The organism is Pseudomonas sp. BSw22131, from assembly GCF_026810445.1.
Lineage (GTDB): Bacteria > Pseudomonadota > Gammaproteobacteria > Pseudomonadales > Pseudomonadaceae > Aquipseudomonas > Aquipseudomonas huanghezhanensis.
Map to the genome: position 1 here is coordinate 1,306,457 of NZ_CP113949.1, position 20,488 is coordinate 1,326,944.

The window sequence follows — 20,488 nt, forward strand, 5'->3', positions numbered from 1 at the left end:
CCGGTCAATTCAACTCGTCGTCTGCCGGATATCGGCTGGCGTTGAGGCTTTCCTTGATCTTGCGCAGATGGGGCTGGAAATCCACGCCTCGACGCAGGGTCATGCCCGTCGCCAGCACGTCGAGTACGGTCAGCTGAATGATCCGCGACGTCATCGGCATATAAATGTCGGTGTCTTCGGGCAGCGGGATATTGAGGCTCAGTGAACTGGCCTTAGCCAACGGCGAGTCAGCCGCCGTCAGCCCCAGTACCGAAGCGCCGTTCTCTCGAGCGATTCGCGCCACTTCCACCAACTCGCGCGTGCGGCCAGTGTAGGAAATGATCACGAACAGCTCACCGGTGTGCGCGACTGACGCCAGCATGCGCTGCATGAGTACGTCGGCGTGGGCGGTGACCGCCAGGTTGAAGCGAAAGAACTTGTGCTGCGCGTCCAATGCCACCGGCGCCGAAGCACCCAGACCGAAAAAGTGAATTTGCCGCGCCTGAATCAACAGGTCCACGGCCTTGCTGACCAGATTAGGGTCAAGCGCCTGAAGTGCGCTATCGAGCGAGGCAATGGCGCTGCCGAAGATTTTCTGAGTGTAGGCCTCAGGGTTGTCGTCGGCCTCCACCGCACGGCTGACGTACGCCGCACCGCTGGCCAGGCTCTGCGCCAGCTGCAGTTTGAGTTCCGGGTAGCCGCTGACGTCGAAGGATCGGCAGAACCGATTGACTGTCGGCTCGCTGACTTTAGCTGCCTGTGCAAGGGCAGCGATACTGAAACGGGTGGCTTGCTGAGGATTAAGCAGGATGGCTTCGGCGACCTTGCGCTCGGCCTTGTTCAAGTCTTCAAGCCGGCCCTGGATCTGTTCCAGAAGATTGCGTACGCGGTCCATTAAAAATCCTTCTCTTAATGCTGCGGCAGGTGGATCAGCCAGCCTTTATGCAAAGGGGCCTTTAGCCTGTCGCAAAGGTGGCCTATCGTACTGAGGGCCTGTGTTGATCACCACTGGAATGTGCTTTTTGACGGAATGTTGTGGTTATTACTACATATGGCCTTGAGTAACGCCTTTAAAAAAGGTATTTGTAGCCTAACTTGATAAAAGAACCAACATTATGCTCTCGATTACGGTTGAACCGTGCACTTTTGCCCTGTTTGGCGCCTTGGGTGACCTGGCAGTTCGCAAACTGTTTCCAGCGTTATACCAGCTCGACCGAGCCGGACTGCTGCATGCCGACACCCGAATTTTAGCTTTGGCTCGCGAATCCGGAACACCAGAGGAGCATCTGGCTTATATCGACAAAAGCCTGCATCGCTTTGTCCCGGAGGCCCAACTCGAATCCGAACACGTTGAGCGTTTTCAGGCCCGCCTGAGCTACCTGCACGTGGATTTTCTCAAGGCCGAAGACTATGTCGCACTGGCCGAGAAAGTGGGCAACGCTGAAACCCTCATCGCCTATTTCGCCACCCCGGCATCGGTCTACGGTGCCATCTGTGAAAACCTCGCCTCGGTCAACCTGACCGACCGTACACGCGCCGTGCTCGAAAAACCCATTGGCCACGACCTGACATCGTCGCGCCGGGTCAACGACGCCGTTGCCCAGTTTCTGCCAGAAAACCGCGTCTATCGGATTGACCATTATCTGGGCAAAGACACTGTCCAGAACCTCATCGCGTTGCGTTTTGCCAACAGCCTTTTCGAAACCCAGTGGAACCAGAACTTCATTTCCCACGTTGAAATCACGGTGGCCGAAAAGGTCGGGATCGAGGGCCGTTGGGGCTACTTCGATCAGGCCGGCCAACTGCGCGACATGATCCAGAACCACCTGTTGCAGCTGCTGTGCCTGATTGCCATGGACCCGCCCAGCGACCTGTCCGCCGACAGCATCCGCGATGAAAAGGTAAAAGTGCTCAAGGCGCTGGCGCCCTTCACACCGGAGCGCCTTGCCACGCAAGTGGTGCGTGGGCAGTACATTGCCGGCTACAGCGAAGGCAAACCGGTGCCGGGTTATCTGGAAGAAGAGAACTCCAACACCCAGAGCGACACAGAAACTTTCGTAGCCATCCGTGCCGATATCCGCAACTGGCGCTGGTCGGGTGTGCCGTTCTATCTGCGCACCGGCAAGCGCATGCCGCAGAAGCTTTCGCAGATCGTTATTCACTTCAAAGAACCACCGCACTACATCTTTGCCCCAGAGCAACGGCTGCAAATCAGCAACCGCTTGATCATCCGCCTGCAGCCCGATGAAGGCATCTCGCTGCAAGTGATGACCAAGGACCAGGGCCTGGACAAAGGCATGCAATTGCGCAGCACCCCCCTGCAACTGAGTTTTTCCGACGCGTACCGCAGCGCCCGGATTCCAGATGCCTACGAGCGGTTGCTGCTCGAAGTCATGCGCGGTAACCAGAACCTGTTTGTGCGCAAAGACGAAATTGAATCAGCGTGGCAATGGTGTGACCAGTTGATTGCCGGCTGGAAAAAAGCGGGCGACGCGCCCAAGCCTTATCCGGCCGGTTCCTGGGGACCGATGAGCTCCATTGCCCTTATTACGCGTGACGGGAGATCCTGGTATGGCGATATGTGAACTTGAATTTCCGGCTGGCCTGAAGGCCGTCGAATACGACACTCCTCCGCTTTTGGCGGAGGCCTTGGCTGACCATGTGGCCGAGCTTCTGACGGCTGCGATCAACAGCAATCCCCATGGCGTTGCGACGCTGGTGGTCTCGGGCGGCAAGAGCCCGGTGGCCTTTTTTGAAGCGTTGTCGCAAAAACCGATTCAATGGTCCCGCGTGGTGATCAGCCTGGCGGACGAACGCTGGGTGCCCACCGAACACGCCGACAGCAACGCCGGTCTGGTCAAGCGCTATCTGTTTCAGGGGCCAGCAGCAGAGGCGGGCTTTTTCAGCCTGTATCGCGCCACTCGCACCGTGGACGAAGCGGCTGCCGCTACCGACAGCGCGCTCAAAGAAGAAATGCCGTCAATCGACGTGCTGGTGCTGGGCATGGGCGACGACGGTCACACCGCATCGCTCTTTCCGGACAGCCCCAACCTGGCGGACGCCCTTGACCTCAATAGCGAGCATCTGTGCCTGCCGATGCTCGCCCCGAGCACGCCGCATCAGCGTCTGACCATGACACGCAAACTTCTGGCCTCGGCGAAGTCGCCGATTCTGTCGATTTCCGGACAGGCCAAGCTCGATACCCTGCGCACGGCACTGGCGGGCGATGACCTCGCACACATGCCGATCCGTGCGTTTCTTAATCCGTCTCTAGAGATTTACTGGTGCCCATAAGCAAAGGATCAGCCGCCATGGAAAATACCCAACTGAAACAGCCGTTCAATGACATGGCGAGCAAGATTGCCCAGATTGACGAACTCTGCGCGAAGGCGAAGATTTTGCCGGTCATCACCATCGCGCGCGAACAGGACGTGCTGCCGCTCGCCGATGCGCTGGCGGCAGGTGGGCTGACGGCGCTGGAAGTGACCCTGCGTTCCGAATTCGGTCTCAAGGCCATCCGCATCTTGCGCGATCAGCGCCCGGAGCTGTGCACGGGCGCTGGGACTATTCTGGATCGCCGCATGCTCAAAGCTGCGGAAGAGGCGGGCTCGCAGTTCATCGTCACCCCGGGCAGCACGCAAGATTTGCTCGAGGCCGCTGTGCAAAGCGAACTGCCATTGATCCCGGGCATCAGCAGTGCCTCGGAAATCATGATCGGTTACGCATTGGGCTACCGTCGTTTCAAGCTGTTCCCAGCGGAAGTCAGTGGCGGCGTGGGTGCGATCAAAGCGCTGGGCGGCCCGTTTCCGGAAGTGCGTTTCTGCCCAACCGGCGGCGTGAGCGCGGCCAACCTGAAGAGCTACATGGCATTGCCGAACGTGATGTGCGTGGGCGGCACCTGGATGATCGACAACGCATGGGTGAAGAACGGCGATTGGGGCCGTATCACCGACGCGACTGCCGAGGCGATCGCGCTGTTTGACTGAAGGCGTTTGAACATGAGTGTGGCGGCGGACGTGTTCGCTTCCACACACGTTGGTTGCGTGAAAGATTGGCTATTTAGCGGTGTTCCCTGGTCCGGAACACCGTTTTTTTGCGTGTAGACCGGAGCTCAGGCCAGTGCCCGCAGCGCCGTGACCAATTGCGCGACGTCCGCCGCTGAGGTCGTGAACCCAGGCGTCACCCGAATGCAAGGGCCGCACGCCGATCCGTCTCGCGCCACGGTGAAAAGGCCGTGCTCACGCAGCAGGCGTTCGATCATGACGTCCTGATCGGCATGAAGCGTGAACCTGAACGCGCTGATTCCGCAGCACAACCGTGGGTCGTCGGGTGTCAGCACCTCAATGCCGGGGATTTCACGCGCAGGCTTTACCCACAGCTCTCGCAGGTAGTTGAGCCTTGCGCCCTTGACCGCCGAGCCACCGACCGCCAAGTGCTCTTCGAACACCGTCGGCAGGGTCATCAGTGCCGGGATGTTGGGCGTGCCATAAGGCACACGCGACAGCAGTTCATCAAGCGGATAACGGCCATCCCCCATGTCTGGGTCCACTGACAGTAACCGATCTTCTGCCACGAAGATGAAACCAAGGCTGAGCGGTGCGCCGATCCATTTCTGCAGGTTGTAGCCCGCAAACGCCACGCCGAGTTCGCTCACCTTGAAATCCATCTGCCCGAGCGCGTGTGCGCCATCCAGGATCACATCCACACCGTGCTCTCTGGCCAGCGCGGCGATGGCTTGAACCGGCATCACCAGCCCGGTGCGGTGGGTGACATGAGTCAGCGCCATCAGCTTCAACCGGGGATTATTTTCGAACGCCTGACGATAAGCGTCCAGCACTGCGTCGTAACTCGCGGGGTGTGCATGCTGAATTTCGATCAACTCGATGCCGCGAGCTTTTGCCAGCCAGCGCATGGCGGTCTGCACGCTCATGTAGTCCAGATCGCTGATCAGCAGTTGATCGCCGGGACGCAGTTCATTGTAGTTACGGATCAGCGACTGCAAACCTTCGGAGGCGCATCGGGTAATGGCGATTTCATGCGTCGCCGCGCCAACAAGACTGGCCAGTTGAGCCCGAATCACCTCACTGTCGACGCTGTCAAATTGCTGGCGCACATACACCGAATTACTCCGATTGACGTAGGCCAGATTCTCTTCGTAGTTGCGCAACGCCTTGCGGGTCATGCGGCCGAAATAGCCGTATTCCAGATTTATCGGGCCTGGCTCTACATCGTACTGAGCGGCCACCTGTTGCCAGAACGCCTCATCCTGGGCGCGTTCGGTAACGCTGGGTGCTTCAGGGGTTTGCGCTGCTTGAGCCATCGGTCAGTCGTCCTTGTGAGAAAAGCGGATGGTGGTGGGCGTAGTGCGCTCATTCAAAGGCTGGCGAGGGCGCGTACGCAGAGGATCGAGCAGACTGGACAAACCGTTGTGGTCGATCTCTTGCATCAAAGACAGCAGCCCGCCCAGCTCACTTTTCGGAAAACCTTCGCGCGCAAACCAGTTCAGGTACTGGCCCGGTAAGTCGGCGATCAGGCGGCCCTTGTATTTGCCGAAGGGCATTTCTCGGGTCACCAGGAGTTTAAGTTTCTCAGGATCCATGTGGCGCCGTTGGTCAATTGAAGTGAACGGAAAAGATACGTGCATTCTGCAACGCTGCCAAATGACAGATCATGCAGAAAGCTTGGTGGGGCTGTATCTTGATAATTTCAAGCTATTGAAAATAAAAGGATTTATTTTTTTAAAGAAGCTGGCACGGCAGCTGCAATATCTACTGCATCGAGATCTACTGCATCGAGATGAAAGCTGCACAGAAAGGCTAAAACCAGAGTTTTTCTAAAGTTTCTTAATTCGATCAACCTGCCAGTAAGGAAATGAAAATGACCGACATCAATAAAGAAGCGATCTCCGTACTCAATGACCTGATCGAGACCAGCATCGACGGCGAGAAAGGTTTTCACACTGCTGCCGAAGACGCAAAGAACCCTGAAATCAAAGCTTACTTCGTGTCGCGCTCTGCTGAGTGCAAGACTGCAGTAGCTGAGCTGCAATCTGAAGTGCGTGCTCTGGGCGGTGATCCGGAAGACTCCTCAAGCGTTGCCGGTGGCGCACACCGTCTGTGGGTCGAGCTGAAATCCGCTCTCTCGGGCAAAACCGATGAAGCTGTGCTGAACGAAGTTGAAAGGGGTGAAGACCACGCGCTGAAAGCTTACAAAGAGGCCAGCCAGAAGGCTGTCGAGAAAAATCTCCCAGTCAGCGTTACCTCACTGATCCAGCGTCAGCTGCAGGGTACCCAGGCCAATCACGACAAAGTGAAGGCACTGCGTAACAGCGTTCGCCAGGCTAACGCTCACTAAGTCGCGAAGCTGCTGTTGAAGACGCCAGCTGCGACTCCATAAGTTGCAGCTTCAAGAAACGCCGACTCGTTCGGCGTTTTTTTATGGGCCCTGGTTTATGGGGGCCGGGCGTTATCGGTCGGCTTGGACCTCGACCCGATTGCGTCCATTCTTCTTCGCCTGATACAGCGCTTTGTCGGCGGCAACGAACAGAAGGGCATGGCTTTCGCTGGCCGTTGGCGTGTAGGAAGCCAAGCCGATGCTCACCGTGATCGAGTCGGGATCATTGGCAAAACGAGGCAGTGCTTCCACCGCTTCACGGATGCGTTGCGCAATGACTTTTGCGCCCTCCAGGCCGGTTTCGGGTAATACGACCGAAAACTCTTCTCCCCCGTAACGAGCGGCCAGGTCTCCTGGACGGCGAACAGTACCGCCAATGGTCTCGGCCACCTGGCGCAGTGCTTCATCGCCGCCGTGGTGGCCATGACGGTCATTGAACGCTTTGAAGTGATCGACATCGATCATCAGCAGCGACAGCGGAAGGCCCGAACGTGACCCGCGTGACCACTCTTGCTTAAGCACCTGATCCAGCCGGCGACGGTTTGCCAGGCCTGTCAAACCGTCAGTTGACGCCAGTTCTGCGAGTTCGCGTTCGGCACGCATACGCAATCGCAGTTGTTTGCCCAGCAGATGCGAGAGCCAGAGAATGCCCACACAGAGAATGCTCGTCGCGGTTCCCACCAGGATGGCGTTGCGCTGCCAGACGCCATAGACCTCGTCGCGCGCCTGCGCCACGACCACGATCAGCGGCAGATCCGCCACGCGTGAAAAGGTATAAATCCGCTGAACATTGTCCAGCGCTGCCACGGCACCGAACGTACCTGTACCTTCGCTCAGGATGCGCTGGAAATTCGGCGTCTTGCTGAAATCCTCACCGACATAATCTTTGCCTGACGTATGGGGTTGACGTGCAAGCACCACGCCGTTGGTGCTGATCAGCGTGGCGAAACTGTTGCTGCCCACGTCCAGCGTCCTGAACAACTGGCTGAAGTACGCAAGGCGCATCGCTGCCGTCGCGATGCCGACGAATTCACCATCTTCAGATGGAATGCGCCGGCTGAAACTGATGCACCAGTCCTTGAACCCCCATCGCGACTTGAAAGGGCCGCTGACCAGCAGGTTCAGGGAAGGATCGTCGCGGTGGTGTTGAAAGTTGGAGCCGTCGGAGAAGTTGTCGAGCCTTGGCGTGACCGAAGTGGAGTCCGCGACGATGCCGCCTTTTCGGTCCAGCAGCAAAAGATCACCTTTGAAAGGCGCAGACGTGGCCCGGTCAAACAGGATCAGCTGACGCAATACCGGGGAAATATTCTGCAGGTCCGGGCGTCGTGAAGCCTCGATCATTCCCTGGAGGGACGTGTCGTACAGCTCGGCGTTGCGCTGCACGTCAGCCTCGATCAACTGCACCACGTTGTTGGCCGAGCGCACGGCGGTGTCACGGGCGTTCCCGTACTCGCGAATCAGCAGCGAAGTGACGATCGTCAGAATCGAGATGACAGCGAACACGCTGCCCGACATCAGCATGATTTCTGACCGAGACCAAACGCTGCGACTGGCCTTCGTTGGCTCTAACGATGTCATTGATAAACCATGCCGTTGCAGGAGAGGGGCCCTCTGAGCTGAGGTGTAGAAAGCTCTTGCGGCTCCCATTTGAATGCTCACTTGCGTTGTGGGCCCGTTTATAACTCTGTAGTTCGAGGGGGGGATTAGAAATACTTTGAGTGAGTTATTCAACCCCGGCATTTCCGCGATGACTGTGCGAAATGCCCCAATAGGATGAGATTCAGGTCAAGCGGGCAGATTGATGCCGAATGTATTGATGCCACCCTCGCTTTGCACAAACACCGTGCCGCCGTGCATCAAGGCGATGGCTTTGACGATTGCCAGCCCCAACCCGTGATTGGCGCCGCTGTTGCTGCGTGAGGCATCGACCCGGTAAAAGCGCTCGAACAGTTTGGGCAGATGTTCGCTGGCAATAGGGCTGCCTGGATTGGCGACACCGATGCTGACTTGCTTGCCGTTTGCCCGAATGTCGACCTGTATGACGTGCCCCGGTTGGGTGTGCTGAACCGCGTTGTGCAGCAGATTGATCAGGGCCCTGCGCAGGTGCGCTTTTTCAATCGGGACGTTGGCGTCGCCATTGACCTGCACTTGCACCTGAGCGTCTTCAAGGATGAAGTCCAGGTAATCCAGAGTGGTGGCCACTTCCTCGGCCAGCGATACGCGGGTCAACTTCGTTGCCTTGCTGCCTTGGTCGGCGCTCGCCAGAAACAGCATGTCGTTGACAATCGACCGCAGCCGTTCCAGCTCCTCCAGATTCGATTGCAGCACTTCGAAATAATGCTCGGCAGACCGGCCACGTGTCAGCGCCACTTGAGTCTGGCCGATGAGGTTGGTCAGCGGTGAGCGCAGCTCATGGGCGACGTCGGCATTGAACGACTCCAGGCGCGAATATGCCTGCTCGACCCGCTCCAGCGTTGAGTTGAACGAGCTGACAAATTCGTCCAGTTCGGGTGGGAGGGGTGTGATGTGCAAGCGTCCAGACAGTCTCGGCGGTGCCAGCTTGCGGGCCTCCTGAGACAGATCGCGCAGCGGTTTCAAGCCAATGCGCGCCACCCAGTAGCCCAGCGCAGATGCGAGCGCTATACCGATAGCCGCCAGGCTGATCAAAGCAATCAGCAGCGAGTGCTGAGTCTGCCAAAACGTCTCGGTATCGATGGCGGTCAGAAACCGTAACGGCGGACGTTGGTCCTTGGCCGGAAACTGGCTGACCAGCACTTTGAACGGATAGTCGTGGTCGGACAACTTCAGGTCACGCATGCCCAGCGGGCCGTTGGCGAATGCGCGGATAGAGGCGTCAGGATTGCCGAACTCGTAATTCGGGTTATCGCTGACTACCCAGAATCGCAGGCGTTTGTCCTCTTCGCTGAGCAACCGCAGCTTGGCGTTGATCTTCACCCAGTGCTCAGGCGTGCCATACCGCATGACGGCTGATTCGAGCACGCTGTAGCGGGCGTCCACTTCGGCCTCCGGCAACAGGCCCAGGCCTTTGTCGACCTGCATGTACAGCGCTGAGCCGATCAACACGAACACCAGCATCGCCACCAGCGCGAACAGACCGCTCAGGCGCAATGCGATGGAGTTAGTCGACACAACGGCTCTCCAGCACATAACCCATGCCGCGAATGGTGTGCAGCAGTTTTTGCTCGAACGGCCCGTCGAGCTTGGCGCGCAGGCGTTTTATGGCGACTTCGACGACGTTCGCATCGCTGTCGAAATTGATGTCCCAGACCATCTCGGCAATCGAGGTCTTGGAGAGGATTTCTCCGTGACGCCGCGCGAGCACACTGAGCAGCGAAAACTCTTTGGCGGTCAGGTCAAGACGTGATCCGGCGCGCGTGGCCTTGCGGCTGATCAGGTCGATCCACAAGTCGGCAATGCTGATTTGCACCGGCTCGTGGCCACCGCTGCGGCGGGTGAGCGCTTGCAGGCGGGCCACCAGTTCGAGAAACGAAAACGGCTTGCCGAGATAGTCGTCTGCGCCTTCGCGCAGGCCACGAATGCGATCATCGACGTTCTCCCGGGCGGTGAGCATGATGACCGGCGTTTGCTTGCGGGCCCGCAACGCCCGCAGCACACCGAAGCCGTCCAGTCCGGGCAGCATGACGTCAAGAATGATCACCGCGTACTCGCTCTCCAGCGCCATGTGCAGGCCCTCGATACCTTCGCGTGCGACATCGACGGTGTAGCCCTGCTCAGTCAGGCCGCGGTGCAGGTAATCAGCGGTTTTCTCTTCGTCTTCGATAATCAGGACGCGCATGGGTCCACTCTCACTTTTCGCTTATCAGCGTAGCCGCAGGTCTTGTTGTCGTGGGAGGCGAGGTCGGTTCGGCATGCCGAGCGCGATGGAACAGGCGCTCCAGTTGCAGATATATCACTGGCGTGGTGAACAGCGTCAGCGCCTGGCTCACCAGTAGCCCGCCCACCACGGCGATGCCAAGCGGCTGGCGTAGTTCTGCGCCGACACCATAACCGAGCATCAGCGGCAAGGCACCGAGCAATGCGGCCAGCGTGGTCATGATGATGGGCCGGAACCGCGTCAGGCACGCCTCGTAGATCGCATCCTGCGGGCTCAAGCCCCGGTGCCGTTGAGCATCCAGCGCAAAATCGACCAAAAGGATGCCGTTCTTTTTGACGATGCCGATCAGCAACACAATCCCGATAAGCCCCATGATCGAGAAGTCCTGCCCCATCAACCACAGCAACAACAGCGCGCCGATACCCGCGGAGGGCAGTGTGGAAATGATCGTCAGCGGGTGCACGAAGCTTTCGTATAGCACGCCCAGGATGATGTAGACCGCCACAAGCGCAGCGAGGATGAGCCACGGCTGATTGGCCAGCGAACTCTGGAATGCCTGGGCGGCGCCCTGGAAATTTCCGTTGATCGAGGCTGGCATGCCGATCTCGTTCTTCGCCTGATCGAGCAAAATCACGGCATCGCCCAGCGCAACGCCCGGCGAAAGGTTGAACGACAGATTGGCTGCCGGAAACATCCCATCGTGGGCAATCGACAGCGGTCCCATGACCGGTGCGCCCACTTTCGCCAGCGCCGACAGCGGCACCATTTCCCCGGTCAATGGCGAGCGCAGGTAGAAGTAGTTCAGGCTTTCGGCCTTGCCGCGCTGTTGGGGGTCGAGCTCCAGAATGACTTTGTACTGGTTGATTTCGGTTTGGTATTCGTTGATCTGCCGTTGACCGAATGCATCGTATAGCGCCTGATCGACGTCGCTGGTGGTCAGGCCGAAACGCGCTGCGGCGCTGCGGTCGATGTCCAGATGGGTGACGCTGCCGCCCAGTTGCAGGTCGTTGGACAGGTCACGGAAGGCCGGAATCGTGCGCAGTTTTTCGGTCAGTTTCTGCGTCCAGAGGTTGAGCAGCGGGCCGTCGTTGCTCTTGAGCACATATTGATACTGCGCACGGCTTGGGCCTGAGCTGAGGTTGATGTCCTGGCCTGCACGCAGGTACAGGACGATGCCGGGAATTTTCGCCAGTTTTGGTCGCACCCGGTCAATGAACTCGCTGGCGGAAACGTCGCGGTCGCCGCGATCTTTCAGGGCAATCCAGAATCGGCCGTTGGCAATGGTCTGGTTGCTGCCGCTGACTCCGACCGAATGCGAGTAAGCCTTCACAGCCGGATCGGCGCCGATGATCTTGGCGATTGCCTTGTGCTTCTCGACCATGTCCGGGTAGGAGATATCCGCCGCCGCTTCACTCGTACCCAGCACCATTCCGGTGTCCTGCACGGGGAAAAATCCTTTGGGAATGAGCACGTAACCCACCACCGCCAGCACCAGCGTCAGGCCGAACACCCCCACCATCAGCCGTTGATGCGCCAAGGCAAAGCGTACGCCACGGGCGTAGCGCGCCAACAGGCGCTCACTGAATCCAGGCTTCGCATGAGGATCATGTTTGGGCGCCCGCATGAACAGCGCGGCCAGTGTCGGCGCAAGGGTCAGTGACACCACTACCGAGATCAGAATGGTGGAGGTCGCGGTGAGCGCAAACTCCTTGAACAGCCGGCCGACCACGCCGCCCATGAACAGCAGCGGAATGAATGCGGCAACCAGCGAGAAGCTGATCGAGACCACCGTAAAGCCGATTTCCCCCGCGCCCTTGATAGCAGCGTCGCGCATGCTTTCGCCAGCTTCGAGGTGCCGGTGGATGTTCTCGACCACCACAATGGCGTCGTCCACGACAAACCCCACTGCGACTACAATTGCCACCAGCGTCAGGTTGTTCAAACTGAAACCCATGATGTACATCAGGGCGAAACTGGCGATCAGTGAAACCGCAAGGACTGCCGTCACGATCAGCGTTGCCGAGAGCTGGCGCAGGAACAACGCCATCACTGCGACCACCAGCAGCACGGCGATCAGCAGGGTCATTTCTACTTCATGCAGGGATGCGCGAATGGTTTTGGTCCGGTCGCTGAGCACCGACACATCCACGGACGCCGGAAGCATTTGCTGCAAGCGCGGAAGCTCTGACAAAACGCGGTCTACGGTTTCGACGATGTTGGCTCCAGGCTGGCGGAACACCACGATGTTCACGCCCTGCCGGTCCCCGGACCAAGCTGTGACGTAGGCGTTTTCCGAACCATTGATGACGTTCGCGACGTCTTGCAGGTGCACGGGCGCGCCATCTTTGTAGGACACGATCAGTTGCTGGTAGTCCTTGGCCTCGAACAGCTGGTCATTGGACGCCAGAGTGGAAATGCTGTCCTGACCGTACAAGGCGCCTTTGGCCAGGTTGAGGCTGGTCTGCTGCAACGACAGACGCAGGTCTGCGAGAGTCAGGCCGATGGCCGCGAGTTTGTCCGCCGCGGCCTGCACTCGAATGGCCGGGCGTTGCTGCCCGACGATATTGACTTGGCCTACTCCGTCGATCTGGCTTAACTGGCGGGCGAGCAACGACTCGGTGACGTCGCTGAGTTCGGTACCCGGCATCAGATCGGAGCTGACGCTGAGGATCAGCACCGGGCTGTCGGCGGGGTTCACTTTGCGCCAGGTGGGCAGGTTCGGCAGGTCGGCGGGCAGGCGTCCAGCGGCGGTGTTGATCGCGGCCTGCACTTCCTGAGCGGCGGTGTCGATGCTCTTGTCGAGGGTAAATTGAAGGGTCAGGTTGGTTGAGCCCAAGGCGCTGCTTGAGGTCATCTGGGTCATGCCGGGGATGGCGCTGAATTGCACTTCCAGAGGCGTGGCCACCGAAGATGCCATGGTTTCCGGGCTGGCGCCGGGCAATTGTGCAGAGACCTGAATGGTCGGGAATTCCGCTTCCGGGAGGGGAGCTACCGGCAACCGTGGGAACGCGATCACCCCCAGCAACACCAACGCAAAAGTCAGCAATACCGTCGCGACAGGGTGATTGACGCACCAGGCTGAAATCGATCCCCGGCCTTTCATTTCGCCTGCCCCGCGGCATCGGCCAAGGCATCGTCAGTCGGTGTCTTGACGACTTCGATGCGCGAGCCGGCCTTGAGTCGCGATTGACCGTCGCTCACCAACACGTCATTGGCGTTGACGCCGCTGATCAGTACCCGGTCGCTGTCTTGATAAAGCACTTTGACCGGCACGATTTCGACGCTGTCACCTTTGACCCGGTAAACATAATGATGCTCGGCGCCACGCTGCACCACTTGTGGCGGAACGTTCAGCGCGTTGCGGTCGATGGCGGTCTGGATCTTCACGGTCACCAATTGGCCGGGCCAGAGCTTCTCGGCGGGATTGGCGAATTCTGCCTTGGCGCGAATGGTGCCGGTCGCGGCGACTACCTGATTGTCGATCAGCGTCAACGTGCCTTCGCCGAGCAACGTACCGGTTGCGCCCTCGCCCAGATAGGCCTGCACGGGCGCTGGCGAGGGTGCTGCAATCAGGCCTTGCAGCGTGGGCAGCATTTGCTGAGGCAACGCGAAACTGACTGACACTGGATCGATCTGGGTGACAGAGAACAAGCCCAGGGTGTCGGTCACTCGCAGGAAATTGCCCTGATCGACATTGCGAATGCCGACCCGACCTGTCACCGGAGAGCGGACCTGTGTGTAGGAGAGCTGCACTTGTGAGGCGTTGATCGAGGCCTGGTTGCCTGCCGCCGTGGCTTTCAACTGATTGACCAGCGCTTGTTGCTGATCGTATTGCTGTTTGGAGATGCCGTTGTCGACGCTCAGCAATTTGTAGCGTTTGAGGTCCAGCTGCGCGACATCCAGTTGCGCCTGACTTTGTGCCAGTTGCGCTTTGGCTTGTTCGAGTGCTGCGCGGATCGAGCGATCATCCAGCGTTGCGAGCAGATCACCGGCTTTGACCTGCTGCCCCTCCTTGACCAGAAGCTTCGTGAGAATGCCGTCCACCTGGGGGCGAATCGTCACGCTCTGCAACGACAACACAGAACCGATACCGGTGACGAAACGTGGCACATCTTCTTGCACCACATTCACCACTCGCACCGGGACCGCAACCGGGGCGCTGACTTTGACGTGGGCAGGCCGGGTGTAGGTCCAGACGCCAATCGCGACGAGCGCCAGGACACCTGCAGCGGTAGCAAACATGCGGGTCTTTTTTTGCATACAGGGTTAACGCCAGCGAATGAATGAAGGAGGAACGGAGCATGAACGCCTCCTTTATAGCCTTTTGACCCGGTCAGCAAAATGACTGCTACCTGTCAATCCTGTCAGCCAGCCAGAGGGACACGATTAAGGGCTTCAAGAAAACAGGTGGTGGGGCGATAGCAAGAGAGAGGGCTCTGGTATCTGTTGGGACAAAGCAGCCCCGTTCTCATAGTACGGAGCGTGGCGATGAATGTCGGAAAAACAGTTTCTAGGGTGCTTACGCTGGCAGCGGTTATCGCCTGCCTGCTGGCCGGGCCAACCGTTGCCAGTGCAGGAGCGCTTTACTTCAAGGGGGCGGTGGTGCAGGGCGGATGCGATGGGCAGCCGTGGTCTGAGCTTGTGCGACATGCGGACACGCCACTGAAGACCGGCACAGAGATCTATCTGAAGCCTGACAGCCGCGACAAAGAGTGCTCTCAAGAAAATCTTCCAGTGCGCGTGAAGTACGTCGAAAAGTCCTCCACTGCCACGCTCCCCCATGCAGCGATCGTGATGATCACCTATGAGTGATCTGAAGCTGGACATCGACGCGTCGGTTTGAACCCGGTGTCTGATTTCATGCCCCCTGCGCAGCCCAACGCGGCCTCGCGCAGGCTCGTCAACTCCTGCGAGAGCGCGCTTCATGGGCCGCCTCGCGACTGAATTCGCGGCTATAGAGTGGGCGCCCTTCGCCAGGCACACACACTCAATCCCAATCCCCTAAACATCAATTCTTTATAAGCGCTGACGAGTCGGCTCGAGACCGCGATGCGCTTTCCCGGACGATCTCCAATCGCGCCCGCCTTGCCTGACTGATCTCTCTTTCCGTTGTTTCTGCACCCTCGCAGCAACCCGTGCTGTGACGGTGCCTGATGCAACCTTTGCATCAGGTTGTGGCGCGTTGCACTTCAGGCGCCCCGGTCTACAAGGGCTGCAGAGGCGTCGCACTTATTCCTACAGAAATGTCCGGCACTCGCCACTGTCATTTCCGAACCCTTTTCGTACTAATCCTGACAGCCGCTAAAAAAACATCCGCTTATAGTCCTCGTCGCCCAATGAGGGCTTACACGAATTAACACAAGGATCGTCGTTAGCATGAAAAAGATCTCTATTTCTCTCGCCATTCTGGCTGCAATGGGCCTGGGCGCAGTGGGCAATGCGAGCGCCACCAATAACGGAAAGCTGGTACTTACCGGCACACTGACTGACATTTCCTGCGACGTAGGCGCAGGCTCTGGCGCAAGCGCCGGTAACAATCCGGGTGAAATCAACGTCGATCTGGGCAACGTGTCCTTTTCCGACATCGGTCGCCCGGCAGCTAACAAGATCGAAACTGCTTCGCCTATCCAACTCCTGGTCAACTGCACCGCCGGCGCGGCTAAATACAACGCCGTCAAAATGCGTTTCGTGGCACGTCAGGGCAGCGGTCTGGACAACAGCGACCAAACATTGCTGCGTACGACCGGTGCAGCAGACGGAGTTGGCATCGCATTGCTGAATGCTTCAAACGAGTTCATGGACCTGAGCGGCAACGAAACCATCGACGCTGCGCTGGTGCGCCAAGGCACCGACGGCGCCACCGCCGAACTCAACTTCGCCGCGGTCTACGCGCTCAACGGCTCATCCGCTGCTACCAATCCCGGCAACGCAGACGGTTTCCTGCCTTTCGTACTGGATTACGAATAAGGCGACAGGCAGAGCGGGCGTCGCTCGCTCTGCCATCCTCTCAGGGATAAAAGGCACGTCCTCATGCGCTCTATTTTCACTCGATGCGGCACCTTATTGCTGGGTATGACGCTGGCCGTCTGCGCCCAGGCGGGCGTCGTACTCAACACAACGCGGGTCATCTACACGGCCCAAGACAAAGAGGTCAGCCTGGGTATCCAGAACAGCGGCACGGGAGAGATTCTCGCGCAGTCGTGGCTGGAAACCGACGCCGAAGGCCCCGATACCAGCAACCTGCCGTTCGTGCTTACGCCGGCGCTTGCTCGCATGTCAGGCAATGCCCGGCAATTAGTGCGGATTATTTATGCGGGCAGCGGGCTGCCGCAGCATCGCGAATCAGTGTTCTGGCTCAACGTTCAGGAAATCCCGCAGACCGCTGACGAAAACGTCCTGCAGATCGCGGTTCGACAGCGGATCAAAGTGTTTTTCCGTCCGCACGGCCTTCAGGGTAATCCGCTGGAAGCGGCCGAAAAGCTCGAATGGCGTCTGATTGACGGGGCCATTCTGGAAGTCAGCAATCCGACCCCTTACCACGTTTCGATGATTCAGATAGGCCTGACGCGAGACACCGCCAGCCTGCTTCTGGAGAGCAGCCGAATGCTGGCCCCATTGCAGCGTGTTCGATTCCCGCTTGAGCAATCTGTCGGGAAAGGGCCGGCGGCGTTGAGCTTTATCAGCATTAACGATTTCGGTGCCCAAGTGCCGTTTCGCGCCGCGCTTTCCGGCGACCGGACCAGCTTGCCGGCAAAGGTTGTCGTCAAGTCCGATTAACCGCCCCGGTAAATCGGCTTTCTTTTCCTGTTTTTCAAGTCGGGTCGATCCGACCCTGCGTCCGGTTCTGGACGAAAGGAATCGGCTGCGCACGAGATTCCGAACGGAGTAATACCTGTCAATGGAACGACGAGAGAAATTGAAGAGGCCAAGCCGCAACTGCCTGCTTTCAGGAGTGCCATCTTCAGACAGCGGCCCGTTTTGCAGGGTCAGGTTCATCGCCCTGCCCGCATTCGTGGCGGCGGTGATCAGCGTGACGACGACGTGTTCCAGCGCCGTGGCCGCCGATCAAGGCAATGCGCCAGTCGCCGAAAAAACCGGCACTCGCTCCCACACTCGCTTCAATACCGCGTTCATTCAGGGCAGCGATCAGCCCCCTGATTTAAAGGCGTTTCTGGAGGGCAATAGCGTCGTACCGGGGACTTACCGCGTGGACGTTTTCGTCAATCGCGGCCTGAGTGGGCGGCGGGACATCCGCTTCGGCCCAAACCCTGTAACGGGTGCCATCGAGCCCTGCCTGACGCTGGACATGCTGCTGCACTTTGGGCTGGACGCCGGGCGCCTCGGCAAACCGGGCACTGATGATCGGCAGTCCGATTCCCAGGCTTGCTTCGACTTGCCGGCCCGTGTCGAGTTTGCTCGCGTCGATTACCAGCCCAATAACCTGAGACTGAACATCAGTGTTCCGCAGGCGTCGATGTCCCGCAGCGCCAAAGGTTATGTCGCCCCGGAGCTATGGGATCGAGGCATTACCGCAGGCTTCATCAACTACAACTTCAGTGGGTCGCGACGCAGCAACCGTGGGCAACGTGCAGATCAGTATTATCTGGGCCTGCGCAACGGTGTGAATCTGGGTGCATGGCGACTGCGCAATGAGTCATCGCTGACGTACGGCGACGCCCAGCCTTTTCGCTTTCGCAGCAACCGCACCTTCGCCCAGCGCGATGTCACTGCGCTCAACAGCCAGCTGACACTGGGCGAAACCTTTACCGATTCACAGATTTTCGACAGCGTGAGATTTGTAGGCGCCGCGCTGGCGTCCGACGAAGGCATGCTGCCAGACAGCGAACGCAGCTACGCCCCAACCATTCGCGGGATTGCCGATACCAACGCGACGGTGGAGGTGCGGCAAAACGGTTTCATGCTCTACAGCGGCAACGTATCACCCGGTCCATTCGAGATAACGGACATCTACCCAAGCGGCTCGAACGGGGATCTGGAGGTCACCGTGATCGAGGCAGATGGCCGCAGACGCGTGTTCGTTCAGGCCTACGCATCGCTGCCGATCATGGTGCCCAGTGGCGCGCTGCGCTACAGCCTTGTGGGGGGCGAGTACGACAGCAATCAGGACAACGGCGCAACGCCACACTTTGCCAGCGGTACGTTGGTATACGGCTTGAATGACCGTGTCACGGGCTTCGGCGGGTTGCAGTTGGCCGAGGCCTATCGCGCGGCCAACGTGGGGGCCGGCATCAATAGCGGGTTCGGCGCAATCTCCGCTGATTTAACCCACTCGGTCAGCCAGCAACCTGAGCAAACCTTGAGCGGACAGAGCGTGCGTTTGCGTTATGCAAATACGCTGGCGATGACTGGCACCACCTTTGCTGTCGCGGGTTACCGGTATTCCGATGATCAGTATCGAACCCTGAATGAGCATGTCGAGGAGCTGGACGCGCGCGCGGAGCGATCCGGTTTCGGCCGCGCCAAGGACCGCGTCGAAGTCAACATCACCCAGGCATTGCCGCAGACCTCGGGCTCGCTGACGCTGACTGGCTCCGAGCAGCGTTACTGGGGCGTGACCGGCAAGACGCGGCAGTTTTACCTGTCCTACAACGCGAACTGGCGCTCGCTCAGTTACAACCTGTCGGTGCAGAGCAACCAGACGTTTGAGCGGGGCGGGCAGCGTCAGACCGACAATCGAGTCGCCTTAACCTTGAGCCTTCCTTTGGGCGGCAATCCTGGCGCTTCGCGACTGTCTTTCAATGCGGTGCGCGACAGTGCTGGGGACTACAACCAGCAAGTCGGTCTCAATGGGCAGGTATTGGATGATCGCGACACGTTTTACTCAGTCCAGGCCGGACAAGACAACCGCTCGGGCGCTTCTGGCTTCGGCAAGCTCAATACCACCACACCGTTCGGCCGATTTGAAGCGGGCTACGGACAGGGCACCCAATACCGTGCTTTTTCGGTCGGGGCGGCAGGTTCGGTGGTGGCGCATGCAGGGGGGATCAATCTGGGGCAGACCCTCGGAGAAACCTTCGCGCTCGTGCAGGTAAAGGATGTCGGCGGCGCCAGATTGAACAATTACAGCAACGTCCAGACATCGGGCAATGGCTACGCGGTCTTGCCCTATGCGCAGCCTTATCGGACCAACTGGATCAGTCTCGACACGCGACAACTGGGGGCCGATGTCGAGCTGGAAAATGCCGTGACGCAGATTGTGCCCAGGCGCGGCGCGATGCCGCTGGTGACGTTCAAGGCTTCGGTTGGACGACGCGTGCAGTTTGAGTTGGTGCGTGCCGATGGCAGCCATTTGCCGCTGGGTGCCAGGGTCGAAGATCAACGCGGCAAGGTCCTGGCAGCCGTCGACCCGACAGGTCGCGCGCTGGTGTTGAGTGAGGAAGACCACGGCGTGCTCACCGTCACGTGGGCGGATCAGCGATGCCAGGCGGCGTTTCATCTGCCGCCCAAAGACCCGCAACGCACCTATGAACGGCTAAAGGCGGTGTGCAATTGATTGGTTTGGCAAGGCTTTCACTTCTGTGCGCTGCGGTCTGGTTCAGCGTGAGTGCTCACGCGGTGGTTTCGCTGTCAGGGACTCGGTTGATTTTCGATGGCAAGTTTCGTGAGGTCAGCATCGAGGCCAGCAATCGCGGCCAGCTGGAGGTACTGCTTCAAGCCTGGCTAAGCGATATCGAAGCGCCTTCGCGCCATCCCGAAGGGCTGCCGTTTGTGGTCACGCCGCCTCTGGTGCATTTGCCGCCGCAGGGTAAGCAATCGCTGCGGCTGCTGTACGAAGGCCTTGGCATGCCGAGCGAGCGTGAGTCCCTGTTGCATCTTTATGTCATGGAAATACCGCGTCGCAGTGACGCGCAGCAGCAACTGACCATCGCCGTGCGGCAGCGCATCAACGTGTTCTATCGGCCCGCGGGGCTGGGTGGCGATCCGGCGTTGGCGGCGCAGTCTTTGTCCTGGCAATTGAGGCAGGCTGCTGACGGTCGTTCTTGTCTGCAGGTGCGCAATCCCACGCCGTTCCATGTCTCGCTGCTGGCGGTGCAACTCGATGGCAAGACCGCTCGGGAGGACTGGCTGATCAAGCCAGGTGAAACACTCGAGTTCGCCTTGGGCTTCAAAGCAGTTGCCGCACTTCTGTCCTTCAAGGCGCTGACCGATTACGGCGGCCAGCGCGACTACTGCGCGCAGGTGAGTAGCGGCATGTCGTCGACTGCGCAACTGACAACCGGAATGTGTATCCATCCATAG

Annotated in this window: 17 protein-coding genes; 9 read left to right on the plus strand and 8 right to left on the minus strand. The window is 59.0% G+C overall.

The genetic code is table 11. The features are described 5' to 3' along the window. Window positions 1-4: 4 nt before the first annotated feature. Window positions 5-874: a MurR/RpiR family transcriptional regulator gene (locus OYW20_RS05795; protein ID WP_268799764.1), complete on the minus strand. Its 870-nt coding sequence runs from the start codon at window positions 872-874 to the stop codon at window positions 5-7. Between the two features lie 220 nt (window positions 875-1,094). Between OYW20_RS05795 and zwf the strand changes: the two genes are divergently transcribed. The 3 genes from zwf to OYW20_RS05810 are packed head-to-tail and all read left to right on the plus strand — an operon-like array spanning window position 1,095 to window position 3,965. Then, complete coding sequence (zwf, locus tag OYW20_RS05800) at window positions 1,095-2,564, plus strand: glucose-6-phosphate dehydrogenase (protein WP_268799765.1); 1,470 nt, start codon at window positions 1,095-1,097, stop codon at window positions 2,562-2,564. Continuing rightward, on the plus strand, window positions 2,551-3,273 hold the full coding sequence (gene pgl, locus OYW20_RS05805) for a 6-phosphogluconolactonase (RefSeq protein ID WP_268799766.1): 723 nt from the start codon (window positions 2,551-2,553) through the stop codon (window positions 3,271-3,273). The genes zwf and pgl overlap by 14 nt, the downstream gene beginning before the upstream one ends. 17 nt (window positions 3,274-3,290) lie before the next feature. Continuing rightward, complete coding sequence (locus tag OYW20_RS05810; protein ID WP_268799767.1) at window positions 3,291-3,965, plus strand: bifunctional 4-hydroxy-2-oxoglutarate aldolase/2-dehydro-3-deoxy-phosphogluconate aldolase; 675 nt, start codon at window positions 3,291-3,293, stop codon at window positions 3,963-3,965. Between the two features lie 125 nt (window positions 3,966-4,090). Here OYW20_RS05810 and OYW20_RS05815 read toward each other — a convergent pair whose 3' ends face one another. Both OYW20_RS05815 and OYW20_RS05820 read right to left on the minus strand, forming a co-directional pair. Next, a complete protein-coding gene (locus OYW20_RS05815) occupies window positions 4,091-5,299 on the minus strand; it encodes an aminotransferase class V-fold PLP-dependent enzyme (RefSeq protein ID WP_268799768.1) in 1,209 nt (402 codons plus the stop codon). A 3-nt stretch (window positions 5,300-5,302) separates the two neighbouring features. After that, on the minus strand, window positions 5,303-5,578 hold the full coding sequence (locus tag OYW20_RS05820; RefSeq protein ID WP_268799769.1) for a DUF3820 family protein: 276 nt from the start codon (window positions 5,576-5,578) through the stop codon (window positions 5,303-5,305). Between the two features lie 278 nt (window positions 5,579-5,856). Here OYW20_RS05820 and OYW20_RS05825 point away from each other — a divergent pair, with 278 nt between their 5' ends. Then, a complete protein-coding gene (locus OYW20_RS05825; RefSeq protein ID WP_268799770.1) occupies window positions 5,857-6,333 on the plus strand; it encodes a PA2169 family four-helix-bundle protein in 477 nt (158 codons plus the stop codon). Between the two features lie 111 nt (window positions 6,334-6,444). Here the strand turns inward: OYW20_RS05825 and OYW20_RS05830 are convergent, their stop codons facing one another. The 5 genes from OYW20_RS05830 to OYW20_RS05850 form a co-directional block, all read right to left on the minus strand. Beyond that, window positions 6,445-7,893 (minus strand): sensor domain-containing diguanylate cyclase, encoded by a 1,449-nt coding sequence (locus OYW20_RS05830; RefSeq protein ID WP_268799771.1) that lies wholly within the window; start codon window positions 7,891-7,893, stop codon window positions 6,445-6,447. Between the two features lie 264 nt (window positions 7,894-8,157). Continuing rightward, window positions 8,158-9,522 (minus strand): heavy metal sensor histidine kinase, encoded by a 1,365-nt coding sequence (locus tag OYW20_RS05835; RefSeq protein ID WP_268799772.1) that lies wholly within the window; start codon window positions 9,520-9,522, stop codon window positions 8,158-8,160. Further along, window positions 9,512-10,189 carry a heavy metal response regulator transcription factor gene (locus tag OYW20_RS05840; protein ID WP_268799773.1) on the minus strand — a complete coding sequence of 226 codons (678 nt, stop codon included), beginning with the start codon at window positions 10,187-10,189 and terminating at the stop codon, window positions 9,512-9,514. Before OYW20_RS05840 ends, OYW20_RS05835 begins: the two co-directional genes overlap by 11 nt. A 10-nt stretch (window positions 10,190-10,199) precedes the next feature. Next, a complete protein-coding gene (locus OYW20_RS05845; RefSeq protein WP_268799774.1) occupies window positions 10,200-13,331 on the minus strand; it encodes a multidrug efflux RND transporter permease subunit in 3,132 nt (1,043 codons plus the stop codon). Then, window positions 13,328-14,488: an efflux RND transporter periplasmic adaptor subunit gene (locus OYW20_RS05850; protein WP_268799775.1), complete on the minus strand. Its 1,161-nt coding sequence runs from the start codon at window positions 14,486-14,488 to the stop codon at window positions 13,328-13,330. The genes OYW20_RS05845 and OYW20_RS05850 overlap by 4 nt, the downstream gene beginning before the upstream one ends. A gap of 228 nt (window positions 14,489-14,716) precedes the next feature. Here OYW20_RS05850 and OYW20_RS05855 point away from each other — a divergent pair, with 228 nt between their 5' ends. From OYW20_RS05855 to OYW20_RS05875, 5 genes are all read left to right on the plus strand, one after another. Next, on the plus strand, window positions 14,717-15,040 hold the full coding sequence (locus tag OYW20_RS05855; protein ID WP_268799776.1) for a hypothetical protein: 324 nt from the start codon (window positions 14,717-14,719) through the stop codon (window positions 15,038-15,040). 564 nt (window positions 15,041-15,604) lie between these two features. Continuing rightward, window positions 15,605-16,195, plus strand: a complete 591-nt coding sequence (locus OYW20_RS05860; RefSeq protein WP_268799777.1) for a fimbrial protein — start codon at window positions 15,605-15,607, stop codon at window positions 16,193-16,195. Between the two features lie 63 nt (window positions 16,196-16,258). Continuing rightward, the gene (locus tag OYW20_RS05865; RefSeq protein WP_268799778.1) at window positions 16,259-17,005 is read left to right on the plus strand and encodes a fimbrial biogenesis chaperone; all 747 of its coding nucleotides are present in this window, start codon (window positions 16,259-16,261) and stop codon (window positions 17,003-17,005) included. Window positions 17,006-17,258: 253 nt separating this feature from the next. Further along, the gene (locus OYW20_RS05870) at window positions 17,259-19,742 is read left to right on the plus strand and encodes a fimbria/pilus outer membrane usher protein (RefSeq protein WP_408005471.1); all 2,484 of its coding nucleotides are present in this window, start codon (window positions 17,259-17,261) and stop codon (window positions 19,740-19,742) included. Beyond that, on the plus strand, window positions 19,733-20,488 hold the full coding sequence (locus tag OYW20_RS05875) for a fimbrial biogenesis chaperone (protein ID WP_408005472.1): 756 nt from the start codon (window positions 19,733-19,735) through the stop codon (window positions 20,486-20,488). Before OYW20_RS05870 ends, OYW20_RS05875 begins: the two co-directional genes overlap by 10 nt.